Source organism: Variovorax sp. AC194, assembly GCF_979257995.1.
Map to the genome: position 1 here is coordinate 1,663,181 of NZ_OZ409823.1, position 11,807 is coordinate 1,674,987.

Below are 11,807 nucleotides of genomic sequence, written 5' to 3' on the forward strand. Positions count from 1 at the left end.
TGACGAGCGTCGCTAACGCTCTTTGCGCAGGAACAGGCGCGAGATGGTCTGCGCGGTCTGCTCGCGCGATGCGGCATCGCCCGAATGCAGCTCGGCCATGGCGCCGTGCATCATCTTCTGCGTGAGCCCGCGCGACATCGCCTCGAGCACCGCATCGACCGATTCGCCCTTGGCCAGGAGCTTGCGCGCGCGCGCCATCTCGGCGGCGCGCCATTCGTCGGCCTGCACATTGAGCTGCTGGATCAGCGGCACCGTGCTGCGCTGGCCCAGCCAGTGCATGAAGCTCTGAACGCCCGCATCGATGATCACCTCGGCCTGCGCCACCGCGGCCTGGCGGTTGGCCTGGCCTTGCTGCACCACGTGCGCGAGGTCATCGACGGTGTAGAGATAGATGTCTTCCAGCGCCTTCACTTCGGGCTCGATGTCGCGCGGAACGGCCAGGTCGACCATGAACATCGGGCGGTGCTTGCGTGCCTTGAGCGCGCGCTCTACGGCACCCAGGCCGATGATCGGCAGCGTGCTCGCGGTGCAGCTGATCACGATGTCGAATTCGGCCAGCCGCGCCGGCAGGTCGGCCAGCCGCATCGCCTCGCCGCCGAAGCGCGTGGCGAGCTTTTCGCCGCGCTCCAGCGTGCGGTTGGCAATGGCGATGGACTTGGGCTCCTTGGCCGCGAAGTGCGTGGCCGCGAGGTCGATCATTTCGCCCGCGCCGACGAACAGCACGCGCGTCGTGCGCAGGTCTTCGAAGAGTTGTCCCGCCAGCCGCACGGCCGCGGCCGCCATGCTGATGGAATGCGCGCCGATCTCGGTGGCGGTGCGCACTTCTTTCGCGACGGCGAACGAGCGCTGGAACAGCTGGTTGAGCGTGGTGCCCAGGGCGCCGACGTTCTCGGCCGCGCGCACCGCGTCTTTCATCTGGCCGAGGATCTGCGCCTCGCCGAGCACCATCGAATCGAGCCCGCTGGCCACGCGAAAGACGTGGCGCGCAGCCTCGTCGTCGTGCAGGGTGTAGGCATGCGAGCGCAGCAGGGTGGGGGCCACGCCGCCACTTTCGGCGAGCCAGCCGACCGTGTGGTCCAGCGCGATGTGCTCGGAGGCGCAGTAGATCTCGGTGCGGTTGCAGGTCGAGATGATCGCGGCCTCCACCTGGGGATGGCGGCCGCTGGGGAACGAATTGCGCAGGCTCTGCAGGGTCGGGGCGATCTGGTCGAGCGCGAACGCAAAACGACCGCGCAGATCGAGCGGCGCGGTCGTGTGGTTCAAGCCTAGAGCCCAGACAGACATGGGCGTGATTATAAAATCAGCAGCGACCCGGGGCTTGCCGAGGGACAAATGGCTTTCCCTATAACAGCCATAACAACAGCCATAACCTTCGCCAGATGCTGGCGCCCCTCTCCCACTCTCCCCGATGGACCTGCTGGCCCTCTTCGATCACCTGCTTAATTTTGTGGCACCCGCGGCGTTCATCGCGCTGGTGCTGGCGCTCGTGGGCCGGTTCCTGGGCGGGCGCCGCACGGGCGTTCCGCGCTGGTGGGTGCAATGGGCGATCACCTTCGGCGCCGGCGTCGCGGTGCTCGTCGTCGGCCTTGTGGTGTTCGGGCGCGACGGGGTGATGACGACCTATGCCGCGCTCGTGGCGGTCTGCGGCACCGTGCAGTGGCTCGCGATGCGCGGCTGGCGCCGCTGATCCAGCGTCAGCCCAGCCGGCGGACCATGTAGACCGACGTGCCGGGATAGGTCGCGAGCCGGGCTTGCTGCGCCGGGTCTGCCGGCTGCGTCGCGGCATAGCCCTGCCGCTCCCAGAAACCCACCGAAGACTGCACTGACACCAGCGTCGATTGCCCCCATCCGGCCTGCGCCGCATGCGCCCACGCATGCCGCACCAGCCGCGGTCCGAGGCCCAGCCCTGAAGCGGCTGGATGCACCGCCAGGTCGTGCAGGTACAGCGCGTCGGCTTCCGGCGCGACCTCGAACTCGCCATGCAGCGCCGTGAGCTTGCCGGCGATCGAGGGATAGGCCGCCAGATAGGCCCTGACCTCTCCCTCTTGCCCGGCGACCCATCCCGTCTCCGGCGCCGCGGCCAGCCGCCGCGCGATCAGCGCACCGTCTTCCACGAAGCCCGCGCCGTAGCAGGCGAGCTGGATCGCGAGCACCGCGTCCAGGTCGTCCGCGCGCATCGCACGCACGAAGACGGCGCCCTCCGCCAAGCCCACCATCAGGCCAGCAACAGCTTGTCGTCGTCCAGCTTCTCGCCGCGCGTCTGCTCGAACATGCGCAGCAGGTCGGGCACATCGAGGCCCGAGCGCTCCGGCCCGGCCACGTCCAGGATCACCTGCCCCTCGTGCAGCATGACGGTGCGCGAACCGTAGTCCAGCGCCTGGCGCATGCTGTGCGTCACCATCATCGCGGTGAGCTGGCTGCCTTCGACGATCCTGGCGGTCAGCTCCAGCACGAAGGCGGCGGTCTTCGGGTCCAGCGCGGCCGTGTGCTCGTCCAGCAGCAGGATGCGCGAGGGCTTGAGCGACGCCATCAGGAGGCTCACCGCCTGCCGCTGCCCGCCCGAGAGGAGGCCGATGCGATCGGCCAGCCGGTTTTCCAGCCCCAGCTTCAGGATCGACAGCTTCTCGCGGAACAACTCGCGCAGGCCCCGGTTGAGCGCGAAGCCGAAGCCCCGCCGCTCGCCGCGCTTGTACGCCAGCGCCATGTTTTCCTCGATCGTCAGCGCCTCGCAGGTGCCGGCCATCGGGTCCTGGAACACGCGGGCCACCATGCCCGATCGCTGCCAGGCGTTCATGCGCGTGACGTCCTTGCCGTCGATCTCGATGCTGCCCTTGTCCACGATCAGGTCGCCGCTCACCGCATTGAGCAACGTGGACTTGCCCGCGCCGTTCGAGCCGATCACGGTGACGAACTGGCCGGTCGGAATCTCCAGGCTGAGCCCGCGCAGCACGCGGTTCTCGATCGGCGTGCCCGGGTTGAAAGTCATCTCCAGATGTTGTGCGCGCAGCATCAGTTCTTCCCCTTGAAGAGTCCGCGCAGCTTGCGCTTGTACGCGGGGATCAGCAGCGCTACCGCCACCAGCACCGCGGTCACCAGGTTCAGGTCCTGCGCCTGCAGGCCCATGAAGTCGGTGTTCAGCGCCATCGCGATGAAGAAGCGGTAGAGCAGCGCACCCAGCACGCAGGCCAGCGTGGTGATCACCATGCTGCGCGCGGGCAGGAGCGTCTCGCCGATGATCACCGCGGCCAGGCCGATCACGATCGTGCCCACGCCCATCGAGATGTCGGCCGTGCCCTGGCTCTGCGCGAAGAGCGCGCCGGCCAGCGCGACCAGCGCGTTGGAGAGCGCAAGACCCGCCATCGTGTGGAAGTCCGTCGAAATGCCCTGCGCCCGCGCCATGCGCGCATTGCCGCCGGTGGCGCGCATCGCCAGGCCCGCTTCGGAGGCGAAGAACATGTCCACCACGATCTTCGCGACGATCACGATCAGCAGCAGCAACAGCGGCTTGGCCCATTGCTCGGGCATGCCGCCGAAGTCGACCATGGTGAAGACGGTCGACTCGGTGATCAGCGCCACGTTGGGCTTGCCCATCACGCGCAGGTTGACCGAGTACAGCGCGATCATCACCAGGATGCTCGCGAGCAACTGCATGATCTTCAACTTGACGTTGAGCCAGGCCGTGACCCAGCCCGCGGCGGCGCCCGCCACGCAGGCGACCGCGGTGGCGGCCACCGGATTCCAGCCGAGAACGATCAGCGTCGCGGCCACGGCGGCGCCCAGCGGAAAGCTGCCGTCCACCGTGAGGTCGGGAAAATTGATGATGCGAAACGACATGAAGACGCCCAACGCGACCAGTCCGAATATCAGACCGATCTCGATGGCGCCCAGCGAAGCGATGAGCGACATAAAGAAGCTGGCTTCTTACTTCGTGGCCACGATCTTGGCGCTCTTCAGGAGCGATTCGGACAGCGTCACGCCCTGCGCCTTGGCGGCGGTGGGGTTCACCACCAGCTCGAAGTTGGTACTGGTCTGCGAGGCGATGGTGCCGGGCTTCTCGCCCTTCAAGATGCGCACCACGATCTTGCCGGTCTGGCGGCCGATGTCGCTGTAGTTCAGGCCCAGCGCCGCCACGGCGCCGCGCTCGACGGTGGCCGTGTCGGCGGCCACCACCGGCAGCTTGGCTTGCTGGGCGACCTTCACGATGCCTTCGAAGGCCGAGACCACGTTGTTGTCGGTCGGCGTGTAGATCACGTCGGCCTTGCCCACCAGGCTCTGCGCGGCGGTCGGCACGTCCACCGTGCGGGCGGCGGCGGCTTCGACCACGGTCATGCCGGCATCGGCGGCGGCCTTCTTGAGCGAAGCGACGATCGCCACCGAGTTGGCTTCGCCGGGGCTGTAGATCACGCCGATGCGCTTGGCGTTGGGCACCACCTGCTTGATGAGGCCGATGTGCTTTTCCAGCGGCGAGAGGTCCGACACGCCGGTCACGTTGGTGCCGGTGGCATCCCAGTTCTTCACCAGCTTGGCGGCCACCGGATCGGTGATGGCCGAGTACACGACCGGAATCGTCTTGGTGGAGGCCACCACGGCCTGCGCCGACGGCGTGGCGATGGCCACGATCACGTCGGGCGCATCGCCCACGTACTTGCGGGCGATCTGGGCGGCGGTGCCCACGTTGCCCTGAGCGCTCTGGTAGGTGAACTTGAGGTTCTTGCCTTCTTCGTAGCCCGCCGCCTTCAGCTCTGCCTTCACGCCGTCGCGCACCGCGTCCAGCGCCGGATGCTCGACGATGGCCGTGACGGCCACCGACTTGGTGTCGGCCGCGAACGAGGGCGCGGCGGCCAGCATGCCGAGGGCCAGGGCGACGGCGCTGAAGGGGGTGCGAAGCAGGGCGTTTTTCACGTGAGGGTCTCCGGATGGGGGATGGATGCGTCTGGGGTCTGAGATGTGGCCGCCAGCGTGCGCCGGGGCGGGGAATTCAGCGGGGCCGGGCGTTGCGCGTGCAATCCCGGCAGCCTCGAAGTCTAGATCGTACTTTGCACAATTAAGGTGCATGGACGGATCGGGCTTACCCCGCTTTAGGAAACATAATTGCATCCAATGGAGGATGTAAGAGATGAAATTGCACGAGATCGAACTCGACCGGATCGACCGGCGGATTCTTGACCACTTGCAGGTGCACGGCCGCGCCACCAACCTGGAGCTGTCGGAGGTGGCCAACCTGTCGCCCGCGCAGTGCATGCGGCGCCACCGACGGCTGGAGGAGCTGGGCCTCATCAACGGCTACGCGGCGCACCTGAATGCGCGGCACGTCGGCCTTGGCGTGATCGCCTTCATCCACGTGACCATGGCGCGCGGCCACGTCGACGAGCTGCCCAAGTTCCAGGACCTGATCGCCGACCTGAAGCAGATCCTGGAGTGCTACTCGGTGACCGGCGACTTCGACTATGTGCTCAAGGTGGTCGCGCGCGACCTGGAGTCGCTCTCGCAGTTTTTGATGCACACGCTGATGCACATGCCGGGCGTCTCGGCCGTGCGCTCGAGCGTGTGCCTCAACGAGATCAAGTGCACCACGGCGCTGCCGCTCGAGTAGGGGACAGGAGCGGGGCTCAGGTCGGCATGCCGGGAATCGGCGAGTTCTGCGTCGCGGGCGCCGGCGCGGCCGCGGCGGGCTCGGTGGGCGCCATCATGAAGGTGGTCGGCGTGGCCATCGGCAGGCCGGCTTTCTTGAGCTCATCGAGGATCACGAACAGCAAATCGCTGCGCACGCCGCCCGCCAGCCGCGGGCTCGCCACATAGGCGATCGCCTGGAAGATCAAGAGCCCGTTCTCGATGCCTTCCAGCGTGAGCGAGGGCGCCGGCGTTTCCAGCACGCCCTCGTGCGCGCGGCAGGCCTCCAGGATCAGCTCGCGCACGCGCTGCGCGTCGGTGGTCAGCGGCATCGGCAGGCGGATCAGCACGCGGCCCTCGGCATTGGCCAGCGTCATGTTGCGGACCGTCTTGGTGATGAATTCCGAGTTCGGCACGATCAGCGTGGAGCGGTCGCCCAGCTGGATCTCGGTGGCGCGCACGTTGATGCGCCGCACGTCGCCCTCGGCCGTGCCCAGCACCACCCAGTCGCCCACCTTCACCGGCTGCTCGGCCAGGAGGATCAGCCCCGAGATGAAGTTCTGCACGATCGCCTGCAGCCCGAAGCCGATGCCCACCGACAGGGCGCTGGCCACCCACGCGATGCGCTCGATGCCGATGCCCATGGCCGAGAGCGCGAACGCGATCACCAGGATGCCGCCCACGTAGCCCAGGAGCGTGGTGAGCGAGCTCTGCATGCCCGGCTCCAGTTTGGTGTTGGGCAGGTAGCTGCGCTCTAGCCAGCGCTTGAACACCCGCAGCACGATGAAGCCGATCACCGCCACCGCGATGGCGCTCAATATGGCGCCCGGCACCAGCTGGAATTCGCCCACCTTCACCCCGGTGCCGAACTTGCCGCTGCGCTGGAACACCTCGCCCGGCCCCGTGCCCAGCGGCGCGGCCAGCGCGATCAGCATGTAGAAGAAGAGCGCGACGCGGCTCAGCCCCGAGAGCACCGTGGCCGTCTGGTCCAGCGTCTGCGGCGCGAGGTTGAAGCTCTTCTGCAGCTTCTGGCCGAAGGTGCTGCGCGAGGACACCAGTGCCATGAACACGTCGTCGGCGAACTTGAACAGCACATAGAACGCCGCAGCCACGATGCCGCTCCAGGTGAGCTGCGAGGCCAGGAAGCTCGCGAGCGCCACGTAGCCCACGGCCACCAGCACCCAGATCGCGATGACCAGCACGCCGATCAGCGCGACCAGCAGGCCCACCCACATCGGCCGCTCGGGCAGGCCGGCCGCGGGCGCATCGGCGCGCAGCGCCTTCAGGCGATAGATGACGGTGCCGACCAGCGCGGTGAGCAGCAGCGCCGTAAGCACATGCGTGGTCACCACGGCGGCGAAGCTGGCGTCGATGAGGGCGTTGATCTCCGCGGGCGTCCAGGCGAGCGCGGCCACCAGTGCCACCAGCCATGGCAGCACCGACAGGCGGCTGGCCGTGGCGTCGGGAATGGGCGGCAGGCGCCACGAGGGGCGGGCCGCCGCCAGCAGCGCGCGCCCCAGGCCGATGACGAAGGCCATGAAGGTCAGCGCCTGCGCCGCCGATTGCAGCGCCTTGCGCGCCTGCGGATCCCACGTGGCATGGGCCTTGAGCACCTCCACGAAGCCGTGCGCGGCCACCGCGACCAGGAGCACGTGGCTCGCGACGATGGCGATCACCAGCAGCGAACGGCGCAGCCGCCCGGCCGGGAGCACGCGCATCGCCAGGCGCGTGAGGCCGCGCTCGGCCGCCCAGACGCCGAGCCATGCGAGCAGCAGCGCGCCGACGAGCGCGGCGATCACCGCCGTGCGGCTCTCCGGCTGCCACGCCTCTTCGAACCCATCGTCGAGCGCCGCCCCGATGGCCTGCAGCCGGGCGAGGTCGTCGGGCCAGGCCTCGCGCAAGTCGTTCCAGAACGCGCCGGTGAGCGGCGAGGCGGCGCGGCTGGTGAGCTCGGCCTCGAACTGCTGGCGCCGTTGCAGCACGAGGTCGGTGCCGCGCTGGCGCACGTCGATCGACAGCAGCTTTGCGAGGCGGATGTCGGCATCGAGCGCGTTGCGCTCCTTGGTCAGCTGCGCGCGCTGGCGCGTGATGTTGGGGTCTTCGGTGGCGCCGGCGGCGGGCGGGTTGCCCAGCTCGCCCAGGCGCGCGTTCAGGTCGGCCAGGTCGCCGGTGCGGGCGGCCACGAACTTGTCGGCCTGCACGCCGATGTCGTTGATCTGCGCGAGCTGCTTGCGCGCATCGTCCTCGCCGCCGGGGGTGGCGCCGGCGGCAGCAGCGGCAGCGGCTGCGGTACCGGGCACGGGCGCCGCCTTGGCGAACTGCGCGCGCAGCTCGGCGATGGTGGGTGCCGGCACTGCGGCGGCGGCGGTGTTGGCGCTGTTGTTGGGGTTGCCGTTGCCGGCGTTCATGCTGGCGTCCGGCTGCGCAAGGGCGCCGCCGCAGGTCAACAGGGTCAGCAGGGCCAGGATGGCGGGAAGGCACAAGCCCGCCAGGCGAGAGGTCCGATTCATGGCCGCATCATAGAAGCCGCCATTGCGTAAGAACGGGTAAGAAGTGCTGCGTCGCAGCAGCGTCACCCCGCGGGGCTGAAGAGGTCCACCCGGTCCGTGATGATGCCGTCGGTGCCCAGCGCGATGAGCCGCTGCGCGGCCCAGTCGTCGTTGACGGTGTAGCTCAGCGAGCGCAGGCCGGCGCCGTGCACCTGTGCGACGGTGTGAACATCCCACAGGGCATGGTTGCAGACGATCGCCTGGCAGCCGAGCTCCAGCGCGGTGTCGAGCCAGCCCTTTCGCAGCGAATCGAGCAGCAGGCCGCGCGGCAGCTCGGGCTGCACCGCGGCCGCGCCGCGCAGCGATTCGACCTGGAACGAGGTGAGGAACGGCGCGATCGCCGCGCCCTGCCACAGACGGGCCGCTTCGCGCGCCACGACTTCGCCGGTCTCGCGCTCGGTGCCGGGCGTCGGCTTGATCTCGATGTTGAGGAGGTAATCGTTCGCCAGACAGAAGCGCGCCAGGTTCTCCAGCGTGGGCAGCGGCTCGCCCGCGAAAGCGCGCGAATGCCAGCCGCCCGCGTCCAGCTGCGACAGCGCGCTCCACGTTTGCTGGCCACCGATGCCGCGGCCGTTCGTGGTGCGATCGAGCGTGGCGTCGTGCATGAGGAAGGGCACGCCGTCGGCGCTCAGCTTGGCGTCGCACTCGAACATGCGGTAGCCGTGCGCCGCGCCGAAGCGGAAGGCGGCGAGGGTGTTTTCAGGGGCCAGCTTGCCGGCGCCGCGGTGCGCGACCCAGCGGGGGTACGGCCAGGGGCTGCGTTCGGCCATCGTTCAGTCCGCGCGTTTGCCCGATCCGGCGTCGAACCAATGCAGCTTGTCTTCGCGCGCCGCGATCTTCACCGTGTCGCCTGCGACCGGCGGGTGATCGCCTTCGTCGGTGCGCATGATGATCTGCTCGTCGCCGATGCGGCCGTACACCAGGCGCTCGGCGCCCAGCAGTTCGACCTGCTCGACCTGCACCGTCCAGCCGCTTTCGTCCAGCTTCATGTGCTCGGGGCGGATGCCCAGGATCTGGCCCGCGCGCACGCCCGGGGCGTGCTTGAGCAGGTTCATCGGCGGCGAGCCGATGAAGCTCGCGACGAACGTGGTGGCCGGGCGCGAGTACACCTCCTCGGGCGTCGCGAACTGGTCCATCACGCCGCCGTTCATCACGATGATGCGCTGCGCGAGCGTCATCGCCTCGACCTGGTCGTGCGTGACGAAGAGCGAGGTGATGCCCAGCTCGCGGTGCAGCTTCTGGATTTCCAGGCGCGTCTGCGCGCGCAGCTTGGCGTCCAGGTTCGAGAGCGGTTCGTCGAACAGGAACACCCGCGGCTGCCGCACGATCGCGCGGCCCATGGCCACGCGCTGGCGCTGGCCGCCGGAGAGCTCGCGGGGCTTGCGCTCAAGCAGGTGGCCCAGCTCCAGGATCTTGGCGGCCTTGTCCACACGCACCTTGATCTCGGGCACCGGCACCTTGGCGATCTTCAGGCCGTAGGCCATGTTCGCGAACACGCTCATGTGCGGGTAGAGCGCGTAGTTCTGGAACACCATGGCGATGTCGCGCTCGGAGGGCTCCAGCTGGTTCACGACCTTGCCGCCGATGGCGATTTCGCCGGCCGAGATTTCCTCCAGGCCCGCGACCATGCGCAAGAGCGTGGACTTGCCGCAGCCCGAGGGCCCGACGATCACGATGAACTCATGGTCGGCGATCTCGGCGCTCACGCCGTGGATGACCTGGTTGGCTTTCGGCCCGTGGCCGTAGCGCTTGATGACGTTGCGTAGGGAAAGAGCAGCCATAACTTATTTTTCAGTGTCCACAAGGCCCTTGACGAACCACTTTTGCATCAAGACCACCACCAGTGCGGGCGGCAGCATCGCCAGGATGGCGGTGGCCATCACGACGTTCCATTCGTTCTGCCCGTCGCCGCCGGCAATCATCCGCTTGATGCCGACCACCACCGGGTACATGTCTTCGCTCGTGGTCGCCAGGAGCGGCCAGAGGTACTGGTTCCAGCCGTAGATGAACTGGATCACGAAGAGCGCCGCGATCGAGGTCTTGGAGAGCGGCAGCAGCACGTCGAAGAAAAAGCGCATGGGGCTTGCGCCGTCCATGCGCGAGGCCTCGGTGAGCTCGTCGGGCACCGTGAGGAAGAACTGGCGGAACAGGAAGGTCGCCGTGGCAGACGCGATCAGCGGCACCGTGAGGCCCGCGTACGTGTTCAGCATGTTCAGGTCCGACAGCACCTTGTAGGTGGGCAGGATGCGCACCTCCACCGGCAGCATCAGCGTCACGAAGATGGCCCAGAAGCAGATCTTCTTGAACGGAAAGCGGAAGTAGACGATGGCGAAGGCCGACAGCAGCGAGATGGAAATCTTGCCGATGGCGATGACCATGGCCGTGACGAAGCTCACCCACATCATGTGCGCCACCGGGGCGTTGGAGCCCGCGCTGTTCTCGCGCCCGAAGAGCGCGCCCTTGTAGCTGTCCACGATGTTCGAGCCGGGCAGGAGCGGCATCGGCGCCTGCACGATCTCCTGCGCGGTGTGGGTGGAAGCCACGAACGCCAGGTAGAGCGGGAAGGCGACGATGAGCACGCCCAGGATCATGATGACGTGGGCCAGGATGCCGTGGGTGCCGCGCTTCTCAACCATGCCGTGCTCCGCCGGATTTGTTTTGTTGTTGCTTCATCAGTACTGCACTTTCTTCTCGACGTAGCGGAACTGGATCACCGTCAGCGCCACCACGATCACCATCAGCACCACCGACTGCGCGGCCGAGCCGCCCAGGTCCAGGCCCTTGAAGCCGTCGTGGTAGACCTTGTAGACCAGGATGGTCGTGTCCTTGCCCGGGCCGCCCTGCGTGGCCGCATCGACGATCGCGAAGGTGTCGAAGAACGCGTAGACCACGTTGATCACCAAAAGGAAGAAGGTGGTGGGCGACAGCAGCGGGAACTGCACCGTCCAGAAGCGGCGCCACGGGCGCGCGCCGTCGATGGCGGCGGCCTCGATCAGCGACTTCGGAATGGACTGCAGGCCCGCCAGGAAGAACAGGAAGTTGTAGGAGATCTGCTTCCACACCGAGGCCATCACGATCAGCGTCATGGCGTGGCCGGAATCGAGCAGGTGGTTCCAGTTGATGCCGATCTTGCCCAGGGCATAGGCCACCACGCCCAGCGAGGGCGAGAACATGAAGACCCACAGTACGGCGGCCACGGCGGGTGCCACGGCGTAGGGCAGGATCAGCATGGTCTTGTAGAACATGCCGCCGCGCACGATGCGGTCGGCGAACACCGCCAGCATCAGCGACAGGCTGATGCCGATGCCGGCCACCAGCACCGAGAAGAGCGCGGTGGTCTTGAACGACTCGGCATACGCCGGGTCGTGGAACAGTTCTTTGAAGTTCTGCAGCCCGACGTATTCGACCGAGGTGCCGAACGCGTCCTGCTGCTGCAGCGATTGCAGGATGGCCTGCCCCGCCGGCCAGAAGAAAAACACGAGGATCACCGCCATCTGCGGCGTCAGCAACAGCCAGGGCAGCCAGCCCGAGCGAAAGAAAACGCGTTTTTCCATGATCCCTCTGAATAAAAAATCCCGCCCGGCCCGCCCTTGTGCAAGAGCGAACGGGGGCGGGCGATATTAGCCGGACCCGAGGGCCCGGCCGTCA

General features: G+C 67.6%; 12 protein-coding genes. 2 read left to right on the top strand and 10 right to left on the bottom strand.

The window, feature by feature from the left end; genetic code table 11:
- Window positions 1-12 precede the first annotated feature (12 nt).
- A complete protein-coding gene (gene hemA / locus ACZYRS_RS08015; RefSeq protein ID WP_463418803.1) occupies window positions 13-1,284 on the bottom strand; it encodes a glutamyl-tRNA reductase in 1,272 nt (423 codons plus the stop codon).
- Window positions 1,285-1,408: 124 nt separating this feature from the next.
- Here hemA and ACZYRS_RS08020 point away from each other — a divergent pair, with 124 nt between their 5' ends.
- Window positions 1,409-1,687 carry a hypothetical protein gene (locus tag ACZYRS_RS08020; RefSeq protein ID WP_198785135.1) on the top strand — a complete coding sequence of 93 codons (279 nt, stop codon included), beginning with the start codon at window positions 1,409-1,411 and terminating at the stop codon, window positions 1,685-1,687.
- Between the two features lie 7 nt (window positions 1,688-1,694).
- Here the strand turns inward: ACZYRS_RS08020 and ACZYRS_RS08025 are convergent, their stop codons facing one another.
- The 4 genes from ACZYRS_RS08025 to ACZYRS_RS08040 are packed head-to-tail and all read right to left on the bottom strand — an operon-like array spanning window position 1,695 to window position 4,902.
- Entirely contained in the window at window positions 1,695-2,216 is a 522-nt protein-coding gene (locus ACZYRS_RS08025; protein WP_463418804.1) for a GNAT family N-acetyltransferase, read from the bottom strand.
- Entirely contained in the window at window positions 2,216-3,010 is a 795-nt protein-coding gene (locus ACZYRS_RS08030) for an ABC transporter ATP-binding protein (protein ID WP_463418805.1), read from the bottom strand. The genes ACZYRS_RS08025 and ACZYRS_RS08030 overlap by 1 nt, the downstream gene beginning before the upstream one ends.
- Complete coding sequence (locus tag ACZYRS_RS08035) at window positions 3,010-3,906, bottom strand: ABC transporter permease (protein WP_463418806.1); 897 nt, start codon at window positions 3,904-3,906, stop codon at window positions 3,010-3,012. Before ACZYRS_RS08035 ends, ACZYRS_RS08030 begins: the two co-directional genes overlap by 1 nt.
- A gap of 15 nt (window positions 3,907-3,921) precedes the next feature.
- Window positions 3,922-4,902 (bottom strand): ABC transporter substrate-binding protein, encoded by a 981-nt coding sequence (locus ACZYRS_RS08040; protein WP_463418807.1) that lies wholly within the window; start codon window positions 4,900-4,902, stop codon window positions 3,922-3,924.
- Between the two features lie 220 nt (window positions 4,903-5,122).
- Here ACZYRS_RS08040 and ACZYRS_RS08045 point away from each other — a divergent pair, with 220 nt between their 5' ends.
- Window positions 5,123-5,593: an Lrp/AsnC family transcriptional regulator gene (locus ACZYRS_RS08045; protein WP_144299149.1), complete on the top strand. Its 471-nt coding sequence runs from the start codon at window positions 5,123-5,125 to the stop codon at window positions 5,591-5,593.
- Window positions 5,594-5,609: 16 nt separating this feature from the next.
- On the opposite strand, the gene ACZYRS_RS08050 is transcribed toward ACZYRS_RS08045, so the two are convergent.
- The 5 genes from ACZYRS_RS08050 to ugpA all read right to left on the bottom strand — a co-directional run bounded on the left by ACZYRS_RS08050 (window position 5,610) and on the right by ugpA (window position 11,713).
- Window positions 5,610-8,120, bottom strand: coding sequence for a DUF3772 domain-containing protein (locus ACZYRS_RS08050; RefSeq protein WP_463418808.1), 2,511 nt, complete (start codon window positions 8,118-8,120; stop codon window positions 5,610-5,612).
- Between the two features lie 62 nt (window positions 8,121-8,182).
- The gene (gene ugpQ / locus ACZYRS_RS08055; RefSeq protein WP_463418809.1) at window positions 8,183-8,929 is read right to left on the bottom strand and encodes a glycerophosphodiester phosphodiesterase; all 747 of its coding nucleotides are present in this window, start codon (window positions 8,927-8,929) and stop codon (window positions 8,183-8,185) included.
- 3 nt (window positions 8,930-8,932) lie between these two features.
- Entirely contained in the window at window positions 8,933-9,940 is a 1,008-nt protein-coding gene (ugpC, locus tag ACZYRS_RS08060) for a sn-glycerol-3-phosphate ABC transporter ATP-binding protein UgpC (RefSeq protein WP_198785142.1), read from the bottom strand.
- Window positions 9,941-9,943: 3 nt separating this feature from the next.
- Entirely contained in the window at window positions 9,944-10,795 is an 852-nt protein-coding gene (gene ugpE, locus ACZYRS_RS08065) for a sn-glycerol-3-phosphate ABC transporter permease UgpE (protein ID WP_093438956.1), read from the bottom strand.
- A gap of 36 nt (window positions 10,796-10,831) precedes the next feature.
- Window positions 10,832-11,713: a sn-glycerol-3-phosphate ABC transporter permease UgpA gene (gene ugpA, locus ACZYRS_RS08070; RefSeq protein ID WP_198785143.1), complete on the bottom strand. Its 882-nt coding sequence runs from the start codon at window positions 11,711-11,713 to the stop codon at window positions 10,832-10,834.
- Window positions 11,714-11,807 lie beyond the last annotated feature (94 nt).